Annotated in this window: 15 protein-coding genes; 5 read left to right on the plus strand and 10 right to left on the minus strand. The window is 67.6% G+C overall.

Annotated elements, in window-relative coordinates; translation table 11 throughout:
* Positions 1 to 50 precede the first annotated feature (50 nt).
* On the minus strand, positions 51 to 878 hold the full coding sequence (locus tag U4Y88_RS12945; RefSeq protein ID WP_310634473.1) for an AraC family transcriptional regulator: 828 nt from the start codon (positions 876 to 878) through the stop codon (positions 51 to 53).
* Positions 879 to 1,110: 232 nt separating this feature from the next.
* Between U4Y88_RS12945 and U4Y88_RS12950 the strand changes: the two genes are divergently transcribed.
* The gene (locus U4Y88_RS12950) at positions 1,111 to 2,490 is read left to right on the plus strand and encodes a hypothetical protein (RefSeq protein ID WP_321784344.1); all 1,380 of its coding nucleotides are present in this window, start codon (positions 1,111 to 1,113) and stop codon (positions 2,488 to 2,490) included.
* Positions 2,491 to 2,597: 107 nt separating this feature from the next.
* Positions 2,598 to 4,955 carry a diguanylate cyclase domain-containing protein gene (locus tag U4Y88_RS12955; RefSeq protein WP_321784346.1) on the plus strand — a complete coding sequence of 786 codons (2,358 nt, stop codon included), beginning with the start codon at positions 2,598 to 2,600 and terminating at the stop codon, positions 4,953 to 4,955.
* Between the two features lie 121 nt (positions 4,956 to 5,076).
* On the opposite strand, the gene U4Y88_RS12960 is transcribed toward U4Y88_RS12955, so the two are convergent.
* The 7 genes from U4Y88_RS12960 to bcsD all read right to left on the minus strand — a co-directional run bounded on the left by U4Y88_RS12960 (position 5,077) and on the right by bcsD (position 18,394).
* On the minus strand, positions 5,077 to 9,816 hold the full coding sequence (locus tag U4Y88_RS12960; RefSeq protein ID WP_415774437.1) for a cellulose synthase subunit BcsC-related outer membrane protein: 4,740 nt from the start codon (positions 9,814 to 9,816) through the stop codon (positions 5,077 to 5,079).
* A gap of 35 nt (positions 9,817 to 9,851) precedes the next feature.
* Positions 9,852 to 11,057 carry a cellulose synthase complex periplasmic endoglucanase BcsZ gene (bcsZ, locus tag U4Y88_RS12965; protein WP_321784350.1) on the minus strand — a complete coding sequence of 402 codons (1,206 nt, stop codon included), beginning with the start codon at positions 11,055 to 11,057 and terminating at the stop codon, positions 9,852 to 9,854.
* 1 nt (position 11,058) lies between these two features.
* A complete protein-coding gene (gene bcsB / locus U4Y88_RS12970; RefSeq protein ID WP_415774438.1) occupies positions 11,059 to 13,635 on the minus strand; it encodes a cellulose biosynthesis cyclic di-GMP-binding regulatory protein BcsB in 2,577 nt (858 codons plus the stop codon).
* A gap of 125 nt (positions 13,636 to 13,760) precedes the next feature.
* The gene (bcsA, locus tag U4Y88_RS12975; protein ID WP_321784354.1) at positions 13,761 to 15,977 is read right to left on the minus strand and encodes a UDP-forming cellulose synthase catalytic subunit; all 2,217 of its coding nucleotides are present in this window, start codon (positions 15,975 to 15,977) and stop codon (positions 13,761 to 13,763) included.
* Complete coding sequence (gene bcsQ, locus U4Y88_RS12980; RefSeq protein ID WP_224010553.1) at positions 15,974 to 16,765, minus strand: cellulose biosynthesis protein BcsQ; 792 nt, start codon at positions 16,763 to 16,765, stop codon at positions 15,974 to 15,976. Before bcsQ ends, bcsA begins: the two co-directional genes overlap by 4 nt.
* Positions 16,762 to 17,772, minus strand: a complete 1,011-nt coding sequence (bcsP, locus tag U4Y88_RS12985; protein WP_321784356.1) for a cellulose biosynthesis protein BcsP — start codon at positions 17,770 to 17,772, stop codon at positions 16,762 to 16,764. Before bcsP ends, bcsQ begins: the two co-directional genes overlap by 4 nt.
* 166 nt (positions 17,773 to 17,938) lie before the next feature.
* Positions 17,939 to 18,394, minus strand: coding sequence for a cellulose biosynthesis protein BcsD (bcsD, locus tag U4Y88_RS12990; protein ID WP_321784530.1), 456 nt, complete (start codon positions 18,392 to 18,394; stop codon positions 17,939 to 17,941).
* Positions 18,395 to 19,277: 883 nt separating this feature from the next.
* Between bcsD and U4Y88_RS12995 the strand changes: the two genes are divergently transcribed.
* Positions 19,278 to 19,724, plus strand: a complete 447-nt coding sequence (locus U4Y88_RS12995; RefSeq protein WP_224010558.1) for a cupin domain-containing protein — start codon at positions 19,278 to 19,280, stop codon at positions 19,722 to 19,724.
* A gap of 19 nt (positions 19,725 to 19,743) precedes the next feature.
* On the opposite strand, the gene U4Y88_RS13000 is transcribed toward U4Y88_RS12995, so the two are convergent.
* On the minus strand, positions 19,744 to 21,138 hold the full coding sequence (locus U4Y88_RS13000) for a polyhydroxyalkanoate depolymerase (protein WP_321784358.1): 1,395 nt from the start codon (positions 21,136 to 21,138) through the stop codon (positions 19,744 to 19,746).
* Between the two features lie 368 nt (positions 21,139 to 21,506).
* Here U4Y88_RS13000 and U4Y88_RS13005 point away from each other — a divergent pair, with 368 nt between their 5' ends.
* Positions 21,507 to 22,178, plus strand: a complete 672-nt coding sequence (locus U4Y88_RS13005) for a glutathione S-transferase family protein (RefSeq protein WP_321784360.1) — start codon at positions 21,507 to 21,509, stop codon at positions 22,176 to 22,178.
* Positions 22,179 to 22,322: 144 nt separating this feature from the next.
* The gene (locus U4Y88_RS13010; RefSeq protein WP_224010565.1) at positions 22,323 to 23,795 is read left to right on the plus strand and encodes a circularly permuted type 2 ATP-grasp protein; all 1,473 of its coding nucleotides are present in this window, start codon (positions 22,323 to 22,325) and stop codon (positions 23,793 to 23,795) included.
* Positions 23,796 to 23,855: 60 nt separating this feature from the next.
* On the opposite strand, the gene U4Y88_RS13015 is transcribed toward U4Y88_RS13010, so the two are convergent.
* Positions 23,856 to 24,971, minus strand: a complete 1,116-nt coding sequence (locus U4Y88_RS13015) for a putative zinc-binding metallopeptidase (protein ID WP_321784362.1) — start codon at positions 24,969 to 24,971, stop codon at positions 23,856 to 23,858.
* Between the last annotated feature and the right edge of the window lie 89 nt (positions 24,972 to 25,060).

A 25,060-nucleotide genomic window follows, 5' to 3' on the forward strand; every position in this document is an offset into this window, starting at 1 on the left:
CCCCGCGCGGCCGCCGTATTGAACGATTGTGCGCGCGTTCCCGCGGACGTTCAGCCGCGCCGAGCGCCGCCCGCGACCTGCAGCCAGCGCCCCGGCGTGAGGCCGAAGGTCTTCACGAAATGGCGCGTCATATGGCTTTGATCGGCGAAACCGGCTTGCGCCGCCGCGCCCGCGAGCGGCACGCCTTCGAGCAGGCTGCGCCGCACGGCGTCGAGCCGCCGCATCGTCAGATAGCGATACGGGCTCGTGCCGTAGAACGTGCGGAAATCGCGCGAGACGCTCCAGCGGTCGCGGCCCGCGGCGGCTTCCACTTCGTCGAGCGTCACCATGCGTGCGCTGTTCGCGTGCAGAAAATCGCGCGCGCGTTGGGCGGCGCGAAAGTCGCCCTTCGCGGGCCGCGCGGGCGTGCCGGACACGTCGGCGAGCGCGTGCGCGAGTTCGGCCAGCGCATCGCTCTGTTCGAGCGGTTCGAAGCGGTAGTCGAGGCGTTGCAGCAAGGTTTCGGTCGCCGCCGCGAGTCGCGGATCGGTGCTCACGCCGCCTTCGAGAAACGGCAGCGCGCGGCCGCCGAGCACGTCCTGGAACAGTGCGGGCTCGACGTAAATCATGCGGTAGCGGAAGCCTTCGCGCGTGCCCGCCTGGCCGTCGTGCGGTTCGTCCGGGTGCAGCACGATGGTGTTGCCGGGCAGGCTGTTGCTCACGCCGCGCCGGTAGTTGAAGCTCTGCACGCCCGCGAGCGTGCGGCCGATCGCGTAGGTATCGTGGCGATGCATCGCGTAGGCCTTGCCGTGGAACCAGGCTTCGATGCGCTCGACGCCGGCGAGCGGTTCGGCGCGCTTCACCCAGTCGGGGCGCGCGTGCGGGGCGGGTCGATTCATGGTGAAAAGTTGGGCAGCGACTGGCGGGAATTCTCGCACGCGCAAGCCATCGGCGTATTTATCTAAAGAATTCCCGCGCGCTGCCGATATCTGGTGCGGTTCGCCGTGCAAGCGCCGCTCAGCAGGCGCGCGCGGCGTGGGTTCCGCATGACGGTGGTGAGCATTGAACAACAAAACTAAAAAACGCGCAGTCGGGATCGTGCTGTCGCTCGGGGCATCGGCGGCATTCGCCATGAACACACAGAGCGCGCCGCTCGTGCCGGTTTCGGCACCGGCCGTCGCGCATCAGACCGACACGGCCGCCACGGCGGAAAAATCGGCGCCCATCGTCCCCTCCACGTCGATCCCGCCGACGCTCGGCTATTTCGCCTCGCTGTCGCCAGACGACGTGCGCCAGACGCTCGCCGCGAACGGCATCGATCCCGATTCCGAACGCGGCCGCACGGTCGCCCGATGGGTCGTCAAATACGCGCGCGATCCCGAGATGCGGGCCGCGCGCATGGGCCAGTTGCCGACCATGGCGACGCTCTGGGCCGTGCCGTTCCCGGCCGCCGACCGGCTCAGGATCGCCGCGCTGCTGAAGGACATTTCCAGCGATCCGGCCAATTCAGCCAACAACTGCCGCACGCCGGCGTTCCTCGGCAGCGACCTCATGGCCTTCGCGAAAGCCGCTTCGGCGCGCACGTTCGACGACCTGATGACGCTGCTCGAAATCGCCTCGGCGAATCTCCAGGCGCAGCCCGCCGTCGAGCGCTACACGACCGCCGAACTGCTCGATGCCGACGCGTCCATGGCCGCCGTCCCCGTGCTGCCCGCCGGCACGCCCGGCTATCCGGCGGGCGCCTGCGGCAATCTCGTCTACACGCTCGACACGCTCGCAGCAATGCCCGAGCCCACGCGCCAACGCACGTCCTGGGAGTTCTTCCGCGCGCTCAACCGGCGTCCGCAAGCGTTCCAGACCGTGCTCGCCAACCCCGCCGCGTGGCTCGACGCGACCTTCGACGAACGCGCGCTGCCCGCACCGTTGCGCCAGCAACTGCCCGCCGACGGCAGCCGCCCGCTGCCCTTCACGCGCATCGTCGTGGATGCGCAATGGATCAACAAGGACACGCCCAGCGAGAGCGCGCCGTTCCAGGACGTCCTCCTCAACCGCCGCGACAACGGCGTGATCGCGGAGCTGAACCGGTCGAAACAGTGGGCCGAATTCACGCTGAACTACGGCCTCGCGACGCTGCGCGAGCAGGTGGTCGACGCGGGTTCGGCGACCACGCGGCTCGCCACCTTGCAGACGCCTTCGACACTCGATTTCGCGGACCGCGCGCCCGCGCCGGGCGAACAGATCGACATCGTGGAGCCGCAGCCGAGCGCGTCCGGCGCGGTGCGCCATTGCGTGGCGCAAGCCCCGCAGCCCGCCGCGCGCGTCTTCCCTTCGTTCGAAGGCGAAGCGATCGGCCTGCAATGTTCGCGTACGAATGCGCACGGCGGCATCGACAACTGGCACACCACGTGGCTGCGCAACTATGGCATCTTCTGGACCGATACGATCGACGACGCCGATGGCCATACCGTCGCCGTGATCCGCAAGGTCACGATCGAACCCGCACCGCATTGAATTGCGCGGGCCTCGCGGCCCGCACGATTTCCCTCACGTTCCATTAACGGACGCCCGCTATACTGGGCGCCATCTCATTCGTCAGACAAGTCGCCGGAGCGCGCGCCATGTGGTCTTCCGTATTCACCTTGCCGGTTGCACCCATCGAACGAAAGCGTTTCCATCTGCGCTCGCTTCAGCTTCAGCGTCCGCTCTCGTTCGTGACGATGGCGCTGTCGATCGGCGCTTATGTGCTGTTCGCTTTCGCGCGAGCGCATCTGATCGACACGCCCTTTCCGTTCTGGATCCCCGCGCTTGCGGGCATCGGCCTCGTGATGCTCGTGCTCGCGATTCCACGCACGCGCACGACCGCCGAGTTCGGATTCATCGGCGTGGCCTATGTGGTGATCATGCAGTGCGCGGCCAACGTGGTCGTGCGCGGCACCGGCGATCCGCTCGTGTGGATGCTGCCGGCCGTGGTCGCGATCACGCTGTGCGCCGCGCCGCTGTGGCTCACGCCGCGTCATTTCGTGATCGGCAACGTGCTCTATTACCTCGCGACGCTGCCGTTCGCGCTGACGCTCTCGCCCGAGCAGCTCGCGATTTTCGGCGTCTGGGTGACGATCTCGCTCACCACGGCCGTGGTGTTTCATTTCGGCTTCTATCACTTCCGCTTCCGCCATTTCCGGCTCGAAGAAGAACTGACGACGCTCGCGGCCACCGACGCGCTCACCGGCGTGCAAAACCGCCGCGCGTTTCTCGAAGCGGCGGCGCAGACGATCGAAAGCCGCGCGGCCGATAGCCAACCGCTCGTACTCCTCTTTATCGACATCGACCAGTTCAAGTCGATCAACGATCAGTTCGGCCACGGCGCGGGCGACAAGGTGCTCAGGAACGTCGCGCAGACCCTCGTCGCGCTCGCGCCCGCCGGGACGCTGATCGCGCGCATCGGCGGCGAGGAATTCGTCGCGCTGATGAACGAGCAGCCCGGCTGTCCGATTGAACGCTTCGCAGAATCGCTCCGCGCCGAGATCGCGCGTGTGCCGCGTCCTGAAGGTTTCGTGACCGCCAGCATCGGCGTGGCGCGGCTCGCGCACGGCGACACCATCGCCTCGCTGCTCGAACGCGCCGACGAAGCGCTGTTCCGCGCCAAGCAGGCCGGCCGCAATCAGGTCGCGTTCGAGCGCGGCGCGCTGCGCGTGCCCGTACGCAACACGGCCAGCGACGCGCCCGCGCCGCTGCGTGCGCGCGATCTCGCGAGCCACGCGATGCCGCGCCTGCGCTGGCGCGACGTGACGCTGGTCTCGCATTTCCAGCCGCTCTGGAGCCTGCCGCGCGAACAGCTGATCGGCGTGGAAGCGCTGCTGCGCGGCGAGGACGACGACCACAATCTGGTCGCGCCCGTGGTGCTGTTCGGCGGTCTCACACCTGATGAGTTGATGGCGCTCGACGTGCTCGCGCACGAATGCCATTTGCGCAGCGTCGGCGCGCAACTGCCCGAGGGCGCGCGCCTGTTCCTGAATGTGCTGCCGTCGACGTTCGTGCAGCCCGGCTACGAGTTGACGCTCGCGAGCGTCGTGCACGACGCGGGCCTCGACACCGGCGACATCGTGCTCGAACTGCTCGAAACCGACGACGCCGATCCGCACGAGCTCTCGCTCGCCGCGAACCGTTATCGCGATTGCGGCTTCCTGATCGCTGTCGACGACTTCGGCGCGCGCTATTCGAATCTCGACCGCCTGCTGCGCATCCAGCCCGACCTCGTGAAACTCGACGGCGAATTGATCCGCGCGCGCAACCGGCGTTCGGGCCGCCCGCTGCTGCGCGACCTCGTCACGCTGCTGCATCAGGCCGATATCGTGGTGGTGGTCGAAGGCGTCGAAACCACCGAGGAACTGGTGCTGGCCGTGGAGGCCAAGGTCGATATCGCGCAGGGTTATCTGCTCGGACGGCCGAGCGCCTCGCTCGCGCCCGGCGGCGCGGCGCCCACGCGCATCGATCACGCGTTCGACGTGGTCGCGCTCGCGCGCTCGACGCGCATGGGCCAGTTCGATTCGACGATCCGCCCGTATCTCGACGCGATCACCGACGCGGCCAAGCAGGTCGAATCGGGCATGCCGTATCCGGCTTCGCTCGCCACGCTGCTTGCGCGGCCGCTGTGCCTGCGCGTGTTCGCGCTCGGGCCGACCGGACGCGCGACGCTGTTCGAGGCGCGCGGACCCGCCGAAGCGCCGCCCGTCAACCATCTTTATGGCGACACGCGCGCGAACACGGTCGTCGCCGGCCGCTGGGATCATCGCGCGTTCTTCTGGAAGGCCGTGCGCGAGAGCGGCAGCGCGGTCTATTCCGGGCCGATGCTGTCGCCGATCACGAGCAATCTGTGCATCATCGTGTCGATCGCGCTGAGCGTGGACGGCATGCAGGTGCTGCTCGCCGTCGAACTCGACTGGGCCACGCCGGGGTTGCCGTGGCCGGAGGCGGCTTGAAGATGGCTTGAGCGCAGATCGAGCGCGCAATGACAACGGCCCGATGCGTGATGCGCATCGGGCCGTTTTTTTGGTGCCAGGTGTCAGGCTTCAGGCTTCAGTCAAGACGCAACCGCCAGCCTCAATCCGACGTCGCGAGGAACGGCGACGAGAACGCGCGCGGCGGGAACGGCTGCGAGCCCGACTGCGGCGAGAAGCTGTAGCGCAGATACACGGCCGCCAGCCACTCGCGATACTGATACGCGTTGCCGAGCGAAGCCATCGCGCCGACCGCGAGCTGCGGCCCGAGCTGATACTCGCCGCTCGCGTAGAGCGAATACGCGAAGCCGGTCTTGCTCTGCCCCGGATAGGTGGCGTCCGGGTCAAGGTTGGCGGTAGTCGAATTGTTCATGTTGTACTTGGCCGTGCCTTGCATGCCCGCATCGAGCGGGAAGTACGCCACCGCGTCCTCGCGATAATGCTGCACGCCGATCGAGCCCTTCAGGTCGAACGTGAACGGCCCGTTGCGGCCCGCGTATTCCACCGGCAAATTCAGGATCACGTACTGCTGCGGGCTGAAGTAGCCGCCCTGGCCGTAGGTGTAGTACGACTGGTTCTTGTCGAACATCATCCACGTGGTGTTCACGCCGACCGTGAAGGTCTGGTCGGCGTCCTTGTAGACGCGCGTGTAGAAACCGCCGCCCGCCTTGCCGCCGACGTTGTCCTCCACATGGTGGCCGTTGTAGAACATGGCTTCGCCGTTCACGTAGAGGCCGTTGGTGCCGTCGTCCCATGAAAGCGCGGCGCGGCCGCCCGATTTCATCACGCCGCCCCATTCGAGATTCTCGTTCTGGTCGCGCGCGCCTGCGTACGACAAGAGGCTGTCGGTGACCGCGCGGCGCGTGATCGCGAGCGAGTACGAGACCTTGTCGGTGATGCCACCGTCGTACTCCGCGCCCGCCGTGACGTTCTGATAGCGGAAGCCCACCGGCGTCGCGCCGATGTCGGCCTTGATCGACTTCGTTTCATAGCCGACCGAGAGGCCCACGCCGCTCGCCGTCTGCGAGCCGAAGCCGCTGCTGCCGGTCGCGCTGATGCCGAGGCCCGAGCCGAAACGCGCGAGCGTCGGCACGTCGGTGGCTGCCGTGCCCGCGTCGAGCGTGACGGGCGTCGCGGTCACGACGATGTGGCCGTTGCCCGCCTTGATGCGGCCTTCGATCGGCGCTTCGATATCGGTGAGATTCGAGAGGCCGTCCTCGCCCGTGCGGTTGCGGAAGATCACGCCGCCCGAGATCGTGCTCGACTGCTCGCGGTTGATCTGCGCGAGTTCGTCGGCGACACCGAGCGTCTGCGAGTTCGCGATCTGCTGCGGCGTGGGCGCGGCGTTCGCGGCGGCAGCGGCGGGCGGCGCGTACGGCTGCGCGTAGCCTGCGGGCGGCTGCGGAATGTAGGCGGGCGCGGCGTATTGCTGCTGCGCGTAGGGCGGTTGCGGCACGTAGCCGCCTTGTTGCGGATAGCCCTGCTGCGGATAGCCGTTCTGCGCATAACCTTGCTGCGGATACGCCTGCTGCGGATAACCACCCTGTTGATACGGCTGCTGCGGATAGCCGCCCTGCGCGTAACCCTGCTGCGGATATTGCGGATATTGCGGGTAGCCGCCCTGCGGATACGGCTGCGCATAACCCTGTTGCTGGGCATACGCGGCGCGATTGTTCGCCTGCTTGTTCTTCGACGTGCGCTTTTGCGTGCGCGTCGGCGCGGCGGGCTGCGCATAACCGCCTTGCGCGGCCTGGGCGGCGGGCGACATCGGCCAGGGCTGCGCGGCATACGGCTGCTGCGGATAGCCTTGCGGATAGGCCTGTTGCTGCGGATACGGTTGCTGCGGATAAGGCTGCGCCTGCTGCGGATAGCCACCCGGAGCGTACTGCGCATACGGCTGCAACGGCTGCGCCGTCGCGGGACCGCCCGACGCGCTGGAGCCGTAGGTATCCGGCCCATAGCCGTCCGTCGATCCGGCGGGCGCCTGATAGCCCGAGGTCGAACCGGCGGGCGGCGCCACATAAGGTGCAACATACGGCGCGGGCTGCGCCGGAGGCAGGGAAATAGGCACGGTCGGTACAGGTGACGAAAGTTTGGACCACGACGGCGAACTCGGCGCGGGCGTCGCATAGCCGCTCGCCGCGCTGTTCGCGCCCGCCGTGTTCGCGTCGCTGGCGGTATCGACCGCCGTCTTGCCCTCGAAGGGATTGGTGCCCGGCAACGGGTTCGCGCCCAGCGGACGGCTGAGCGCTTCCCAGCCGCGCGGCACGTTGGCGGCGCGCCCGGCAGCCGCCGGATGCGCGCCCACGGGCGTCGTGCTCGCGACGAGCGACTGCTTCAGATACTGCGCGGCCAGCGTGAGCTTGCCCTGCGCGCGATACATGCGGCCGACGGCGGCGAGCGTGTCGGGATCGTCGGGCGCGGCGCTCAAGGCGGTATTCGCGAGTTGCTCGGCGTAGCGCCAGGCCTTCGCGCCCGACGCCGCGTAGAGCGCCGCCAGTTGCAGACCGTGGTCGTCGGGACGGCGCGCCAGCGCGATCCGATAGCACTTGAGCGCATTGGCCGAATCGCCCGCCGACGAATAGAGCCGCGCGAGCGCCGCCTGCAGGTCGGGGTTGTCGGGCATCGCCGCGAGCCACGGCGCGATCACCGAGTACGCGCCGGCGAGATCGCCGCTCGTGCGCACGGCGTCGGCGCGGCGCACCACGATCGCGAGATTGAGATTGTCGAAATCGGTGCGCTGATCGGGCGTGAGCTGCATCGTCTGCAAACGCTGCATGACCTGGCCGAGCATCACGTCCTGATGGCTCGCGAGCAGGATGCCCGCGTACTGCAATTGCAGGCCCGCATCGCCGGGCGCCGCCGACATCGCGCCTTGCACGAGCCACAGCGCGCGATCCGGGTCGCCCGCGGCCACGTAGCCGCCCGCCAGTTCGCCGATCAGCGCCGGGCTCGCCTGCGCGACCGGTTCCGCGCCGCGCAGCAGCGCGAGCGCCTGCTGACGCTGGCCGTGCTTCGACATCTGCGTCGCGAGATCGACTTGCTGACCGAGCCACAGACGATGCTGCAATTCGGCCATCGCCGTCGTGCGCTTGTCGGCGGGAATGCGGTCGAGCATCTGCAGGCCGTTGCCGTAGTCGCGCGTCTGCTCGGCGAGCAGCGCGCTCGCGTACAGCGCGTCGACCATGTCGGGATGCGCGGCGAGCAGGCCGTCCATCATGCTGCGCGCGGTGCCCACCGCGCCCTGGCGCACGTAGATGCGCGCGAGGTCGAGGCGCAGCCACGGATCGTCAGGATTGCTGACGAGCGCGCTCTCGAACAGGCTGCGCGCGCGGCCCAGATCGCCCTGCGCTTCGGCGGCGCGCGCCTGGGCCGCTTCGGCCGTGCCGCGCAGACGGTCGAGACCGCCCGCCTTGCCCTGCTGCTCGGTCGTGAGCTGATTCGCGAATTGCAGGGCTTCGTCGCCGCGCCCTTGCGCCGCGAGCGCGCCGACGAGGCCGCGAATCGCGTCGGGGTTGTCGGCCTGACGGCGCAGCGCCATGCGATAGGCCTGCTCCGCGCCCTGCGGATCGTGATTGGCCAGCAGCAGTTCGCCGAGCATCACCTGGGCCGTCACCTCCGAGGGATTGAGCGCGATGGCGCGCTCGAACAGCGACTTCGCCTTCGCGACCTCGCCATTGCTCTGCGCGCCGAGCGCCTCGCTCGTGTAGGTCCAGTACGAGGCGCTCGCGAGCGCCTCGCGCCAGCGCGCGGGATTGCCCGCGCGCGACGCGCGTTCGAGATAGTTGCGCGCCTCGGGAAAGTGCTCCTGCTTGAGCTCGACCACGCCCATGCCGCCGAGCGCGTCGGCGTCGTTGGGCGAGTTCGCGAGGATCGCCGAAAAACGCGCGCGCGCCGTCGCCAGATCGTTGCGGTCGAGCGCGGCGAAACCGTCCGCGACCGCGCGGCCGCGCGCGTCGTTGGCCTGATCCTGGGCGGAGCGCTCGCGCGTGGCCTGATCCTGCACGACCATGCTTTCGTAGCGCGCCTTCACGGCGGGATCGTCGGGCGAGAGCTTCAGATAGGCGTCGAAACTCGCCTGATCCGAGGGCCGCGCCGCCAGCCACAGCAGCGCCTGACGCCAGCTTTGACGCGCCTGCGGCCCGACCTTGCTGTCGTTAGCGAGCACCTGCAGACGCGCGATGCCGTCGCGGCGCGTGGTGTCGCGATACGTGAGGTGCTGCGCGTAGGCGAGCGCATAACGCGGATCGTCGGGATTGTCGCGCGCGAGCTGTTCGAGGCCCTTGCGCGCCTCGTCCCAGCCGTTGGGCGTGGCCGCGAGCGCCTGGTAATACTCCAGGCGCAGTTGCGGCGTGGCGGGCACGCCATTGAGCGCCTTCTGATACTGCTCGACCGCCGACGCGCTCTTGCCCATCTGCGCGAGACGCCGCGCATCGTTCACGGTCTGATCGCGCGGACTCGATTGCCCGAGACGGCGCCCCAGATCGTCGATGCCGGGATAATTCGGCGCGACCTGGCGCAGTTGTTCGAGATAGGACTCGGCGCGGCCGCCGTCCTTGCGGTCGGCCATCACCATGCCCATGCCGAGCAGCGCGTCGGGCTGCTTCGCGTCGAGGCGCAGCACCTTCTCCCACGCCTGCTCCGCGAGGTCGCCGCGACCATGCGCCTGCCAGTACTTGCCCTGATCGATGAGCGCCTTGAGCGCATCGTCGGCGGCATGCGCGAGCGGCGCGTGCGCCAACGCGACCACACCCGCGAGCGCGAGCGTCAGCGCCAGCGCGCCGAGCGGTTTGCGCTTCGCGCGCTTCTCATGCTGTTCGTGCTTCACTTGCTTCGTCTGCATCGGGTCCTGCGAATTCTGCTGATCCAGCCACGCGCTCATCGGCATGCGCCCTCCCACGCGGGCACGAGCCGCCCGCTCGCGTCGAAGCGATAGCGGCCTTCCACCGCGCCCGCGCCGAACAGGCCGAGCACGCGGTCGTAATAGACGGGCTCGCGGCCCGGCGTGACGCTGTCGAGCGCGGCGAGGCGCGAGCGCGCGAGCGCGAGACTCTTCGTGTCGCCGAGCGCCGCGAAATACGGCGCGAGCGCGCCCCAATAGCTGAGCGGCCCTTCGCCGCTGCCGTCGCCGGTCGCGGCCGCCACCTTCTCGGGCGGCACGCCGGTTTGCGCGACGCGCTCGGCCATGCCGCGCACGGCGTTCAGCCAGGGCTTCGCGAGCGGGTCGGCGGCATTCGCGAGACCGGCCCAGAGATAGACGCGGATCGCGTCATAGCTGCCGACATCGCCCGTTTTCGGATCGACGACGAACTGCCCCGCGTGCCACGCCGCCCAGTCGGGCGCGAAGCCGCGCGGCGCGGTGCCCGCGACGAGCTTGTAGCCGTTCTGCGCGAGCGCGCTCCACGGCCCGCCCTTGAGCGCCGACGCGAGACCGCGCAGCACCGGCAGCGGCGAATAGCTCGGATTCAGGCGCGTAACGTCGCCGTTGACGAAACCTTGCGGCCCCGGCAGCAGCATCGGCCCGATCCCCGCGAGATCGGTCACTTCGCGTTTGGCGATCTGCGCCGCCAGCGCGGTGCCGAGCGCCGTGTACTCGGGCGCGCGCCACAGACGGCCCGCTTCGAGCAGGTCGTAGGCGATCCACACATCGGAATCGGAGGCCGGATTCGGATCGATCACGCCCCAGCTGCCGTCGGGTTTATGGCCCCACTGCCACGCGGGCAGATGCAGATTGCTCGCGTCGAACTGACCGCCCGCGAGATTGGCGCGCAGCCAGCCGAGCATGCGGTCGAAGCCCGCGCGGTCGTTCGCGACGAGCGCGAAAAACAGGCCGTAGGACTGGCCTTCCGAGGTGCTCTGCTGCACCGGCGTGGTGGCGTCGAGCACGCGTCCGTCGGCTTGCACCGTGCGCGTCATGAAGGCGCGGTAAGCGGGCCAGTCGCCGCACGCGGCAGCCGGCGCCGGCGACGACTGCGCGCGGGCCGCGCCCGCCGCCGTGGCGCACAGCAGCGCGGCGGCCAGCGTGACCGACGCGGCCAGCGATGAACGCGGATTGCCTCGGGGACGACGTTGGGTCGGCATCATGTCAATCCTTGAGCCGGCGCGCGGCGATGCCGCGCAGCACGCGATAGAACAGCGCGGCGATCACGATGGCCGCGAGCACGCCGCCGAGCAGCAGCAACAGCGGATGCGACGACAGCACCCAGCGCGCGTATTCGAGCGGCGAGAGCTTGCCGACGTAGTACGTATCGCCGTTCGACGTCACCGTGACCGAGCGGCCGTGGACCACGGCCATCGCGCCCTGGAGCTGCGGCAGCACGTCGGCGTCGAGCAGCGCCGAGGTCATGTCGGCTTCCGACTCGCCCGGCGAGCTGATCAGCGCGACCACGCTGCGCCCCGACTGGAGCGGCGACTCGAAGCCCGCGATCAGCGCGCTGCCGCCGTTGCTCACGAGCGAGAGATCGGCGCGCGCGGGCGTGCGTTCCGCGCCGTGCGAGCCGTGCCACCAGTCTTCGACCTTGAAGCCGAGGTCGGAGAGCGTGAAGGTGGTGGTGTCGCCGTCGCTCGAAAACGGCATCGACTTCGCCCAGCGTTGCAGCAGCGGTTGACGGCCGGGGCCGCCGAGCAGCAGCAGATCCTTGTCGGCGAGACGGTCGATGTCGCCGGGACCGGCCACCGTCACGCCCGTGACCGGATAGCCCGTCGATTCGCCCATGCGGCCCATCGCCAGCAGGAACAGGCTGTAGTCGCCCGAGGTGGGATCGTCGGGCAGAATCGCGGCCGTCTGCGAGAGGTCGGCCATGCGCGTGAACGGGAAGCCGCTGTTCGCGAACGCGGCCAGATCGGGCAGCGCCATGTAATGCGGGAACGACGACAGATCGATGGTCGAATCGGGATCGATCGAGCCTTCGACGTTCGGCATCAGACGGCCCGAGCATTCGCCCGTGTTCGGGATGTCGTAGAAGTAGTGCATGCGCAACTGCGAGCGCGGCGTGAGCAGCAGCGGCGGCACGTAGACGATGCGGCGCGTCACGCCCGTCGTGTACGCCTGCGCGCCGAAGCGGCCGAGGAAATGGCCGAGGCTGAAGCGCGACGGATCGACGGCCGGAATTTCCAGCGCCTGCACGAAGCTGTTGTTGACGCTGATATTCAGCGACGAGCGGTCCGGGCGCGGGCGCACCGTGTAGCGATAGCGCAGATCGAGCGGCGCGCCCTTCGTGTTCCACATGAACATGTCGGGCGGCACGTGCAGATTGATCGCGATCGCACCGGCGTCGTAGCCCGTGACCGAGAGCGCGCGCTCGTCGGCCAGTTCGCCGAAGCGCACGGGACGGTTCGACGGCAGCCAGTTCGGCGCGTCGTACGGCGTGCGCGGCTTGAGCGTCACGAGCTGGCCGATCGTCACGTTGGTGCCGGACAGCGTGTTCTGGCCGAGCGCGAGCGCGCTGGCCGCCGTCTTCAGTTCCGAGCCGTTGCGGCCGAGCACGAGCAGCAGTTCGCCGCGCGCGGGCGCGGCGCGCTCGACCACGGCGATGGTCGGGCCGCTGATCGCGGGCAGCGTCACGCCGTCGAGATGCGAGTCGGCGAGCGCGAACACGACGGCGTTGCCCGAAAGCGGCGCGTTGCCCACTTGCGCCGGGAAGACCGCGCCGCGATAACCCGCCAGCGAGCCGAACCACGAGGCGAGCGTGCCCGCGGCTTCGAGCGTGGCGGCGTCGGGCTTCGTGGCGAACACCATCGGCAGTTCGAGGCGGCGCACGTCGCGGCGGTCGAAGAACGGCTGCGGCAGCGCGCCGAGATCGGGCTTCGTCGGCAGCGAGGCGTAGGTCAGATCGAGCGAACTCGCGTTGCTGACCGTGGCCCAGAGCGCGGAATTCGCGGGATCTTCGCAGCGGCGCGTGTAATGGCCGATCAGCTGCACGTTCAGGTGATTGAACTCGGTGATGAAGCGCGGATCGAGCGGCACGTCGCGCGCGACCGTGGTGCCTCCCTGCGATTGCGGCACGGGCAGCGTCGCGGCCACTTCGCCATTGATCAGCACCTTGAGCTGCGAAAGTTCGGGCAGCAGCGCGGGCGAGTAGCTGTAGATCAGATGCAGCGTGGCGCCGGTCACGACTTCGTCGTTGCGCACGGAGAACGGCACGCCGTTCTGGCCGTCGGTGCCGCGCAGTTGCAGCGGATCGAGCGCGCCGAGATCGGCGAACGTGAGCGTCTGGCGGCGGCCGCCGGGCACCAGCGTGCCGGGATTCGCGGTCGTGGGCGGACGCATGCCCAGCAGCTTCTGCTGCTCGCGCGGCAGCGGCGGCGACGGCAGCGCGAACGCGGGCTGCGCGCCCGCCTGCGGATCGAAGGTCTGCGCGGGACCGGGCGGCGGCGCGGAGCCGACCGAGGTCGCGCCGTCGGCGGCGCTGTGGTTCGCGCCCGGCAGCGGCGGCGGTGCGTCGCCCGGTGCGGCGGATTTCGTCGCGGCGTTCGTGGCGTTCGTGGCGTTTGCGGCGTTCGTAGCATTCGTCGCGTTGGTGGACGCCGCCGCCGATGCCGCCATCGCCAGCGGCGCGAACGTCATGAACGGCGCGGCGCACAACTGCACCGCGAGGCCGCAGACGAGCGCGCGCGCGAGGCGCGGCAAACGCTGCGCGCCGATCGCGTCCGCCGCGTTCATCGCATCCACCTCGCCCGCGTCCTGCGCACGTCGCCCATCGATCCGAGCCGCCGCGAGACGCGCGCTCTCCTGCTCGCCCGAACGCGCGTGCGGGCGTGACAAACCGCTCCCTTTCTTCATGTGTCTTAGCTGTCTTGTTGTCCGGTCCGCTTGCCGCCGCGCTTTCCCCAGGCGCGCAAGTCTGCGTAGAGATGCTGGAACAGGCCGCCGATGCCGCCCACGCCCGCTCCCAGCACGTTCGAGAGCGCGCGCAGCGGGGCGTCGGCCTGACGGCCCTCGGCCCAGCCGGTCCACGCATCGGCGCGCGAGAAAGTCGTCTTCACGAAGTCGAATTCCTGCGCCTTCGTCATTTCGAGGAACTGAAGGCCCGCGCGTCCCGGCGCCGAAAAGCTCACGGTCGCGCGAAACGCGTATTCCTCGTCGCCGCGAAACAGCGACACCGTCACGTTCTCGTGCAGCGGAATCGCAATGTTCTGCGGCAGCGCCACGCCCACGCCGCCCTCGGAGTAGTCGAGCGTCTCGCACGCGAGCGTGCGGCCCGTGCCGAAACGCAGCATCACCGGCATCTTCATGGCGACGCGGTGCACCGAGCGCACCTGCTTGTGTTCGTTGGCGGCGGCCACGCTCGCGCCGAGAATCAGCATGTTGTAGGCGGTCCACGCGAGGTTCAGCAGCGTCGTGTTGACCACGCTCTTGACGTGCCAGTACGCGTGGATATGCCAGAGCCCGACCAGGAAGCCGATCAGGTTCAGCATCAGCAGGATCAGATACGGCCGCGAGATCGCCCAGTCGAAATAGTTCTCGGCGATCTTGCCGCCCTTGGCCGTCACGTTGAACTTGCCGAGCTTCGGGTTGATCAGCGCGAGCAGCGTCGGCGCGGTGATGTACGACGCGAGCACCGACTCGTAGACCTCGGCCCAGAACGAATGGCGGAACTGGCTCTGCATGCGCGAGTTCGTGACGTTCGCATGGAACATGTGCGGCAGCGCGAACAGCGCAATGGTGGCCGCCGACGCCTGGATCACGTGCGCGCCGAAGAACAGGAACGAGAGCGGCGCGGTGAGAAACACGAGACGCGGGATGCCGTAGAAGAAGTGCATCATCGCGTTCAGATAGCAGAGGCGCTGGCCGAACGAGAGGCCCTTGCCCATCAGCGGATTGTCGACGCGGAAAATCTGCGTCATGCCGCGCGCCCAGCGAATCCGTTGGCCGATGTGGCCCGAGAGACTTTCGGTCGCGAGACCGGCGGCCTGCGGAATCGCCAGATACGCCGTGGTGTAGCCGAGCCGATGCAGCTTGAGCGCGGTGTGCGCGTCCTCGGTCACGGTTTCCACGGCAATGCCGCCGATCTCCTCGACCATCGAGCGGCGCAGCAGCGCGCACGAGCCGCAGAAGAACGTGGCGTTCCAGAGATCGTTGCCGTCCTGCACGAGGCCGTAGAACAGCTCGCCTTCGTTCGGCACCTTGCGGAAGGTGCCGAGGTTGCGCTCGAACGGATCGGCGGAAAAGAAGTGGTGCGGCGTTTGCAGCATCGAGAGCTTCTTGTCGCGCAGAAACCAGCCGAGGCAGACCTGCAGAAACGAACGCGTGGGAATGTGGTCGCAGTCGAAGATCGCGAAGTATTCGCCGTCGGTGATCTTGAGCGCTTCGTTGATGTTGCCCGCCTTCGCGTGGCGGTTGTGCGCGCGGATCGTCCAGTTCACGCCCACTTCTTCGCAGAAGGCCTTGAAGTCGGGACGGCGGCCGTCGTCGAGCACGTGGATCGAGAGCTTGTCGGACGGATAGTCCAGCGCGAGCGCCGCGTAGATCGTCGGCTTCACGACCGAGAGCGGCTCGTTGTAGGTCGGAATGAAGATGTCGACGGTCGGCCAGTCCGTGCGCGAGGCGGGCAGCGGCACCGGCTTGCGCTTGAGCGGCCAGGCGGTCTGGAAGTAGCCGAGCATCAGCACGAGTGCGGCATAGACTTCGGCGGACACGAGCAGCAGGCCCCAGACGGCGTCGAGCGGGCGCGACCAGTAGGTGGTTTCCGTGAGCCGCCAGTACATGTAGCGGCCCGACGCCATCACCGACAGCATGATCATCACGAGCGTGGCGTAGTGGCCCGCGAAGCGGCGGAAGAACAGCGCGCAGACGAAGCAGCAGATCGCGAAGATCAGTTGCTCGCGGTCGGGCAGCGGCACCGTGAAGACGAAAAACAGCGCGCACAGCGAGAAGAGCGTGAGCACCGCCATCACGGGCAGGCTGCTCCAGATGCGCGAATCGGCGAAACGCTCCAGACGCGAGGTGCCCTTGCCGCCCTCTTCCCGCGCTCCCGCGCCGGGTCCCGACTGAACCGTGCTCATGCCACGCTCCTGCGCGACGACGCGCGATCGGATTCGAGCGCCGCGAGCAGCCATGCGCCGAACGCGCGCATGTCGGCGGCGGCCTGGCACAGCGGGTCGTAGCGCACGACCGTGGTGTTGCAGGCGAGCGATTCGCTCACGCCTTCGTCGTCGTGCACGACGCCCGGAAACATGTGGTCGCCGAGCATGTCGCGCAGCACGCGCAACACGTCCTTGTTGAGCTGGCGCGATTGATCGACCTGATTCACCACGTAGCCCTCGCCGCGAAACTCGGGGCGCGGCGCGGCGTAGGCGTCGATCATGCGCTGCATCTGCGGGATCGCGGCATACGAGGCGGCGTCGGCGAGCACGACGTTGACGGCGAAATCGGCGGCGCTGAGCGCGGCGCGCGTGTACGCGGACGAGCCCGGCGGCGTGTCGATCACGACGATATCGGGCGCGTCGAGACGCAGCGACTCCAGACCGCGCAGCAGCCATTGCGGGTTTTCGTCGAGATGGCGTTCGAACAGATGCTGCTCTTCTTCGATCAGCGCGCCGAACGCGAGCACGACCACGCCGTCGCTGCCGTCGACCATCGCGCTCTGCCAGGGCGCGCCCGTGAGCGCGGCGCGCGAGAGGCCGTCGACGCTGTCGAGCGGCACGCCGAAGTAAAGTCGCAGCGAGTTCTGCGGATCGAGGTCGAGCGCCACCACATGGCGGCCCTGCGCCGCGAGCACCGAGGCGAGATTCGCCGCGACGGTCGTCTTGCCGACGCCGCCTTTCGCCGACACCACACTCACCACTTTCATGGCCCGCTCACTCCCTTGAGAAACCACGGACGGCGCGATGCCGCTTCGCTGCCGCCATTCTTGCCGCTATTGCCGGTATGGCTGGCATTGCCGCTGCGCAGGCGGTCGAACAGATTGTCGAGCCGTGCGGGAGCCGCTTCGGGCGCCGGTGCATCGGCACGCGTGCCGTTGTCGCTCGCGGCGACACGGCCAAAGAGTTTTTTCAGCGGCGCGACCACGGCGGATGCCGGGCGCGACGCCGTGCTGATCGCGCTGGTCGCGCCCAGTGCACGCGGCGTGCCCGCGAGGTTCGCGGCCTTGGCGGCGATCGCGGGTGCGGGTGCAGGCGTTGGCGATTGGGTTTGCATTTGCGCTTGCGTTCGCGCGAAACCCGGCACCGCCGACGCGCCCAGCACAGACGCCGGTTGCGCGAAACGCGGAGCGAGCGGCGGCAAGGCGCGCGCCGTGTCGGCGCTTGCGGCTTCATTCGCGGCGGCATTCGCGCGATTCACATCAGACGAAACGCCCGCATCGGCCGCAGACGCAGCATCACCCGTCGCGGGCATCGCGAAAGCGAGCGGCGCGGGATTCGGCTGCGTACCGGCGACCGATTGCGTGAGCGCGTTCGCCACGTCCTGCGCATCGCCCGCCGCCGCGTCGACGCGCGCGGCCGGGATCGGCGAAAAACGGAATGCGCTGCTCGCGGGCGCCGCGGGCTTTTCCTTGCGGATCACCGGCGGCACATCGCGTCGCGGCGAACGCGTGAACAGCGGCGCCGACTGGCGCAACGCGGCCTGGGTGTCGTCGCGCTGGGCGCGCGGCACCTTCACGCGCAGCTCGGGCGCCTGCGGGGCGCCAGGCCTCGCTTCCGCCGCCGACAGATCGACCTCACGCGGATCGATCATGCCGAGCAACGGCCAGCGCCCGCGTGCATCGCGGGCCTCGTTTTCCATACGGATTTCCCGATAACTGCTCGCGTCTCCGCCGAACCGGTCGAAGAGCGCTTTGACATCGCGCGAGGTGCTCATGAGACGACTCACTGGCCGTAGCCATAATCAAGGACTGACAAAACGGTAAAACCTGCCGATCACCACCGGACACTGCTGACACGCGCCGCACGCAAATCTCAGGGCGGCGCGAGCAAGACACACGCGCGGGTCGATGGATCTATAACGGCACGCGCGCCGTCCGTCTTCAGGCTGTTGCGCGCGCGAGACGGAATTCGACGACGTAACCCTCGTCGGGCACGTCCGCCTGCGCCACCACCAGCTCGGCCGCGCCCATCGCGTCGAGCCAGGCCTGATAGCAGCCTTGCAGGAAGGCAGGCGTCCAGGCGAGCGCCGCGTTGCCGAACGCCGCGAGCGGCGCGCCGTAATGGAGGATGCGCAGGTACTCGCCTTCGTCGGCGAGTTCCACATAGCCCCACTGGATGCCCGACCAGTGCGCATTCAACGCATCGGCGAGGTCATCGGTGGACTCGCACGGCGGCAGCGCGTGGCTGGCGGCGAAGCGCGCGCCGACGCGGAACATCAATTGACGCAACTCGTCGGGGCTCAACTGAGACTCGAACTCCGCGGCGAGGGCGCTCAACAGGCCGCGCCACTGAGGGGAAAGATGTTGCTCAAGCAGGAAATCGACGACGGTCGGCATGGGCAGGCTGGTCCAGTTCAGGTCGAAACACCAGGTTTTGCACTTCTCAACTGCACGGCGTTCGTGACACAGACGTGACGTGTCACAGGCCCCCGCCTGACTACCGCGCGCGATGAAAGCTATTTGAAATATCGAGTAAAGTCTGATAAGCGAACGAAACATTTCAGACTAAGCCTTGAAATATTTCATACGGAATCAGCACCGCATTCTCGGAAGCCGAAGTATAACGCACGCATTTATTGTTAATCCGACGATATTTCTGCCGGGCCACGGTTCGATCCCTTTTTACAGGTACGCCGCATTACCAATTCTTTCGGACGATTGTCATGATTTTGTAATGTGAAAATGCCGCACGACCGTTCGGGGCGGACCTGCTGATGCCGCATTCCGGTCCGCGCACCGCGCGAAATCGACACACGCCAATGTGCCGCATCAAAGCACAATTCCTCCGCCTGGCGGAAATAATGGCGCGCAATGGCGAACAGTTTTTGAATGCGTCGAATAATTCTCGACGGACAGGCAAGGTTCGAAAAGGAATGAGAACATCTCCATCGCACGGCGGCAGAGATGCAGCCTGAGTAAGAAGCACTCTCGACTCGACAGATCACCACTCGCCCGCCGATGCGAAATGCATTTCGAGACGGCCATGCGATGTCCGCCGCTTATCCGCCCGCTTTAATGCCTCAACGCCCCGAATGCGGGATTTTATTAATGAAAACAAGGAAAATCCGCACTGAATTGGCGCGCGACTTTTTTCGATTTAATTTCGTAAATCGTTTGCGCGCCCTTTTGAAGCGGCTTTAACGCCGGATTACCTGTTTTCAGCCTGCTGGAACGGAGCGTGCTTGAATCTGCACTCGCGTTTTTCACTGGGAGACCTGCCATGCAAAGCGGATTCGCCACGGGTTTTTCGCACGTCAAACCGCAGGACACCGCCTTCACCGGCGGCGGACTGCGCGACTTCTTCGTCTATCGCGATCTCGGCATCAGCGAGGCCACGCACGGCAAGGTGGTCGCGCAACTGGTGCGCGCCAACGAGGCGCCGGAAGCGGGCACGGGCTGGCATCGGCATGAGGCGGATTTTCATATCGTCATCATGCTCAAGGGCTGGGCGCGCTTCATGTACGGCGAGCGCGAAACGCTCGTCGAGGCCGGCGACTGCGTGCATCAGGCGCCGGGCATCGCGCACTTTCTGTTCGATTACTCGCCCGACATGGAGTATCTGGAGATCGTGAGTCCCGCCGACTTCAAGTCGATCGACGTGGCCGCGCCCTGCGAGGTCCCCGCGCCCACGCCCTGGCAGGAGAGCGCCGCACCCGCGGCGCCATGACGCACCCGGCGCGCCGTCACTAGGGCTGGGCTTCGGCGGCCCGCGCGATGGCCGCCGCCGCGTGCGCCTCGGCGGCGAGCAGCGCGCCCAGCGTGACCTGACCCGCGCCGGCTGCGTCCGCCGCATCGGCCGAAGCCAGCGCGATCGACGAAGCCGAGGCGGCGACGCGCCGCGCGCGCGGCTCGTGATCGTGGATCGTCGAGCGCACCAGCGGATAGATCTGCGTGTCCCAGCGCCGTCCGTTGAACACGCCGTAATGCCCGACGCCGGTCTGCACGTGATGCGTCTTCATATAGGGGCGCAGGCCGGAGCACAACTCCTGCGCGGCCACCGTCTGCCCGACGGCGCAGATATCGTCCTTTTCGCCTTCGATCGTCAGCAGCGCGGTGCGCCGGATCGCGTGCGGCTCGACGAGGCGCTCGCCCACCTTGAGCTTGCCGAGCGGCAGCGCGTACTGCTGGAACACGGAGCTGACCGTTTCCAGATAGAACTCGGCGGTCAGGTCCGTGGTGGCGAAGTACTCGCGATAGAACACGCGGATCGCGTCCGCCTTCCCGGCGTCGCCCTTCGCGCGTTCGTGGCGCATCTCCTCGAACGAGGCCAGATGGCGCTCCAGATTCATCGACATGAACGCGCTCAACTGCACGAAGCCCGGATAGACGCGCCGTTGCGCGCCGGGAAAACCGCCCGGCACCGCGCTGATCAGATTGCGCTCGAACCACTCGATCGGCTTGCTGTTGGCGAGGTCGTTGACCTTGGTCGGATTCACGCGGCAGTCGATCGGCCCCGCCATCAGCGTCATGCTCGCGGGCTGCGCGGGATCGTTGTCGGCGGCCATCAGCGAGACGGCGGCGAGCGCGGCCACGGTCGGCTGGCAGATCGCGACCAGATGCGCGTCGGGGCCGATGCGGCGGATGAACGCCATCACGTGCTCGACGTATTCGTCGAAACCGAAGCGCCCCGCCGCCAGCGGCACGTCGCGCGGATTGTGCCAGTCGGTGATGTAGACGTCGTGATCGGCGAGCATCGTGCGCACGGTGCCGCGCAGCAGCGTCGCGAAGTGGCCCGACATCGGCGCGACCAGCAGCACGCGCGGCTGCGGCGCGGGCGTGTCCTTGCGAAAGTGCAGCAGCGAGCCGAACGGCGTGCGCTTGACCACTTCCTCGATCACCGGCGTGCGCACGCCGTCCACCTGCACGGCGTCGATGCCGAACGGCGGACGCGCATGCGTGAGCCCGGCCATTTCGATCTGTTCCCAGCAGGCGTCGAGATAACGCGCATCGAAGCCGGCGGTGAGTGTGGGCCAGGCGGTGGGCCACGCGGCGAGCGCCGCGCGCGCGAACGAGGCGGCGGCGCGCCACGGGCGCATGACATCCGCGAACGCCTGATAGGCCGGATAAGCAAGCAAATTCATGGGCGCAAGCTCCAGGCCGCCGATGGGCGGCAATGCGAGCAAGAGAGGCAATAGCTATGCCACTCGCTCTGGCACCCGGCGGCTCGCACGCGTTCACTGGCACGGTGCTTGCACTTTTTCGGGGACGGTCGAGCGAGTGAACGGCGGAACAATCGCCGATGAACAGCGGCACGCACGGCGCATGCGAGCGCGCCGCGCGTTCACATCCGCGTTACATCCGCGTGATATTCGTACGACCGGCGCGTGACGCCGCGCACCGCGAACGCCAGGCGCGAGCGGCGCGGCGTTCCTTCGCGGTGCATCGCGCCCGAACGCTGTGCGCCGCGCCGCAGATTGGTGTGATGAGTCTGAAGCCCGAGGAGGCCCGCATGACAAGTCAGTCAAATCAGACGAATACGACCTTGACGATCAGCAGCCGCAACTATTCGTCGTGGTCGATGCGCGGCTGGCTGCTCGCGAAACTCGCCGGACTCGACTTCGAGACGCTCGCCGTGCCGATCGACGACGCCGCCGCGCGCGCCGAACTGCTGCTGCTTTCGCCGTCGATCCTCGTGCCCTGCCTGCGCCACGACGGCAACGAGATCTGGGACACGCTCGCGATCTGCGAATACCTCAACGAAATCCGCCCGCAGGCGCATCTGCTGCCCGCCGACCGCAAGGCGCGCGCGCATTGCCGCTCGGTGTGCGGCGAAATGCACTCGGGCTTCGGCGCGCTGCGCTCCGCATTGCCGATGAATCTGCGCGGCCACTTTCCGTCGTTTCGCATCTGGTCGCGCGCCCACGACGACATCGATCGCATCGTGACGATCTGGCGCGACTGCCTCCAGCAGTACGGCGGTCCCTGGCTGTTCGGCGAGATCAGCGCCGCCGACGCCATGTACGCGCCCGTCGTCACGCGTCTGCTCACTTACGACGTGCCGATCGACCCCGACATCGGCGAGTACTGCATGCGCGTGCTCAAGCAGCCCTATGTGGCCGAATGGATTGCCGCCGCGAAGGCGGAAACGGAGGACATCGACGAACTCGACATGGAGTTCTGAGCGGCGCGCTTGGCCATGCTCGCGTCGGCATGGAAGTTGCATCGGGCGTTCTGGCCCGACAGGTAATCGCGCGACCGCACAAGAACGTATCTAGAACGAACCAGCACGCATCAGCACGCACAAGCAGCGGACGGAAGAACAACTATGACGCAAGCTTTCTTCAACGAGATGTTCGAGCAAGGGCAATTCGACGTTCGGGGCGTGGCCGCCACGGCGTTCGCGCAGGCGGGCGAACCGCGCGCGCATTACCGCGAGTTTTTCTCGTGGATGCGCGGCCAGAGCGAGCAGCAGATGCACAAGAAGCGCGCGGAAGCCGACACGATCTTCCGCCGCGTGGGCATCACCTTCGCCGTCTATGGCGAGAAGGACGTCACGGGCGCGGGCACCGAGCGCACGATTCCCTTCGACGTGATTCCGCGCATTTTCCAGCGCGACGAATGGAACAAGCTGGAGCGCGGCCTGCGCCAGCGCGTGAACGCGCTGAACCGCTTTATCCACGACATCTATCACGATCAGGAGATCGTCAAGCGCGGCATCGTGCCCGCCGACCAGATCCTGAACAACGCGCAATATCGCCCGGAAATGCAGGGCGTGAACGTGGCGCGCGACATCTACGCGCATATCGCGGGCATCGATATCGTGCGCGCCGACGAGGGCGAGTTCTACGTGCTGGAGGACAACCTGCGCGTGCCGTCGGGCGTCTCGTACATGCTCGAAAACCGCAAGATGATGATGCGGCTCTTTCCCGATCTGTTCGTGCGCAACCGCATCGCGCCCGTCGCGCATTACCCCGACCTGCTGCTCGACACGCTGCGCGCCGCCGCGCCCTCGGGCGCCGACAATCCCACCGTGGTCGTGCTCACGCCGGGCATGTACAACTCGGCGTATTTCGAGCACGCGTTCCTCGCGCAGCAGATGGGCTGCGAACTGGTCGAAGGCCAGGATCTGTTCGTCGATAACGACTATCTCTACATGCGCACGACGCAGGGACCGCAGCGCATCGACGTGATCTATCGCCGCGTCGACGACGACTTTCTCGATCCGCTCGTCTTCCGCTCCGACTCCACGCTCGGCGCGGCGGGACTGATGAACGTCTATCGCAAGGGCAACGTCACGCTGTGCAACGCGGTGGGCACGGGCGTCGCCGACGACAAGTCGATCTATCCGTATGTGCCCGACATGGTGCGCTTCTATCTGGGCGAGGAACCGCTGCTCAACAACGTGCCCACGTGGATGTGCCGCAAGCCCGACGACCTTCAGTACGTGCTCGATCATCTCGGCGATCTGGTCGTGAAGGAAACGCACGGCGCGGGCGGCTACGGCATGTTGATCGGCCCGGCGTCGACGAAAGCCGAAATCGAGGCGTTCCGTGCGGCGCTGCTCGCGAATCCCGACAAATACATCGCGCAGCCGACGCTCTCGCTTTCGACCTGCCCGACGTGGGTGGAATCGGGCATCGCGCCGCGCCATATCGATCTGCGGCCGTTCGTGCTCTCGGGCAAGGAAGTGCGCATGGTGCCGGGCGGCCTCACGCGCGTGGCGCTGCGCGAGGGCTCGCTCGTCGTCAATTCCTCGCAGGGCGGCGGCACCAAGGATACGTGGGTGCTCGAACGCTGAGCGCGCCGGCGTACCGTCGCGCCGCCATTCGCGAACGCTCAGGAACCCGAACCAACCGCATCACGCACGCGCCAACGAAGTCGAAGCCGCCGCCGAAACCACGCGATGAACGAACCGCAATTTGTCGATGACCGGCGGGGCCAGCGCGAACGGATAGCCGTCCGGCATGCCGAGGCTGCGGTTCAGGCTGTTGAGCACGTACGTGAGCGGAAACCAGCGCGCCATCAGGTTGTCGAAGCTCGCTTCGTCGACGGGCGTCTGGTCGAGCAGCACCGGTTCGTCGCGGCGTTCGGGCAGCAGCGCGAGCCCGCAGGCGGTAGCGGTGTCGAGCGTATCGACGATATGCAGATAATGCGCCCACGTCTCGGCCCAGTCCTCCCACGGATGCACGGACGCATACGCGCTCACGTAGCGCCCGGCCCAGTCGGGCGCGGGGCCGTTGGAGTAGTGCGCGGCGAGAGCTTCGGCGTAGTCGGCGCGCTCGTCGCCGAACAGCGTGCGAAACGGCTCGATGCGGCGCGTCTCCATCACGAGGCGGTCGAAATAGTAATGGCCGACTTCGTGGCGGAAATGGCCGAGCAGCGTGCGATACGGCTCGTGCAGCGAGACGCGCGTGCGTTCGCGATGGGCGTCGTCGGCTTCGGCGATGTTCATCGTGATCAGGCCGTGGTCGTGGCCGGTGAGCACGCGCTGGCCGTCGCCGGTGTCTTCGAGGAACTCGAATTGCAGGCCGTGTTCGGGGTCGTCCGCGCGCGTGGCGAGCGGCAGGCCCAGCGACGCGAGCGTGGCGAGCAGACGCCGCTTGGCGGTTTCGAGCCGATACCAGTAGACGCGGTTTTCAGGCCGCGAGAGGTCGGGAATCGTGCGCGTGAACTGGCAGGCGCGGCACAGCGTGTCGGGGGAATCGGACGAACCGGCAGCGATCATGCCGTTGCAGACGTTTTCCACCGCGTAGTTGTGGCATTGGCGGAACAGCGCGGCTTCGTTCGCTTCGTTCGCTTCATTCGCCGGGTTCCCGGCAGTGCGCCGGACGCGCCACAAGCCGTCGCCCGCTTCCTCGAACGCGTGCATCTCGCCGCTCTGCGGCACGTAGCCGAGCCGGGCGTCGCAGCGTTCGCAGCGCTCGTTTTCGAAGAACACCAGTTGGTTGCAGTGATCGCAGTGAAAGGTTTTCATCGCCGCTGTCCAGGAGTGAATGCGCCGCGCGCGCAGCCTCGCGAAGCACGCGGCGTGCCGCGCGCCGCTGTCACATCGCGCACTCGTTG

Source organism: Paraburkholderia sp. J94 (assembly GCF_905220285.1).
Taxonomy (GTDB): Bacteria; Pseudomonadota; Gammaproteobacteria; order Burkholderiales; family Burkholderiaceae; genus Paraburkholderia; species Paraburkholderia tropica_A.

What these genes read in the sequence shown, in the direction of transcription:
- bcsD (WP_321784530.1), bottom strand. Translation starts at nt 18,394, where the DNA reads ATGCCGACCGTCGTCGATTTCCTGCTTGAGCAACATCTTTCCCCTCAG.
- bcsA (WP_321784354.1), bottom strand. Translation starts at nt 15,977, where the DNA reads ATGAGCACGGTTCAGTCGGGACCCGGCGCGGGAGCGCGGGAAGAGGGC.
- U4Y88_RS12995 (WP_224010558.1), top strand. Translation starts at nt 19,278, where the DNA reads ATGCAAAGCGGATTCGCCACGGGTTTTTCGCACGTCAAACCGCAGGAC.
- U4Y88_RS12955 (WP_321784346.1), top strand. Translation starts at nt 2,598, where the DNA reads ATGTGGTCTTCCGTATTCACCTTGCCGGTTGCACCCATCGAACGAAAG.
- bcsP (WP_321784356.1), bottom strand. Translation starts at nt 17,772, where the DNA reads ATGAGCACCTCGCGCGATGTCAAAGCGCTCTTCGACCGGTTCGGCGGA.
- bcsZ (WP_321784350.1), bottom strand. Translation starts at nt 11,057, where the DNA reads ATGATGCCGACCCAACGTCGTCCCCGAGGCAATCCGCGTTCATCGCTG.
- bcsQ (WP_224010553.1), bottom strand. Translation starts at nt 16,765, where the DNA reads ATGAAAGTGGTGAGTGTGGTGTCGGCGAAAGGCGGCGTCGGCAAGACG.
- U4Y88_RS12960 (WP_415774437.1), bottom strand. Translation starts at nt 9,816, where the DNA reads ATGCAGACGAAGCAAGTGAAGCACGAACAGCATGAGAAGCGCGCGAAG.
- U4Y88_RS12950 (WP_321784344.1), top strand. Translation starts at nt 1,111, where the DNA reads ATGAACACACAGAGCGCGCCGCTCGTGCCGGTTTCGGCACCGGCCGTC.
- U4Y88_RS13000 (WP_321784358.1), bottom strand. Translation starts at nt 21,138, where the DNA reads ATGAATTTGCTTGCTTATCCGGCCTATCAGGCGTTCGCGGATGTCATG.
- bcsB (WP_415774438.1), bottom strand. Translation starts at nt 13,635, where the DNA reads ATGAACGCGGCGGACGCGATCGGCGCGCAGCGTTTGCCGCGCCTCGCG.
- U4Y88_RS13005 (WP_321784360.1), top strand. Translation starts at nt 21,507, where the DNA reads ATGACAAGTCAGTCAAATCAGACGAATACGACCTTGACGATCAGCAGC.
- U4Y88_RS13010 (WP_224010565.1), top strand. Translation starts at nt 22,323, where the DNA reads ATGACGCAAGCTTTCTTCAACGAGATGTTCGAGCAAGGGCAATTCGAC.
- U4Y88_RS13015 (WP_321784362.1), bottom strand. Translation starts at nt 24,971, where the DNA reads ATGAAAACCTTTCACTGCGATCACTGCAACCAACTGGTGTTCTTCGAA.
- U4Y88_RS12945 (WP_310634473.1), bottom strand. Translation starts at nt 878, where the DNA reads ATGAATCGACCCGCCCCGCACGCGCGCCCCGACTGGGTGAAGCGCGCC.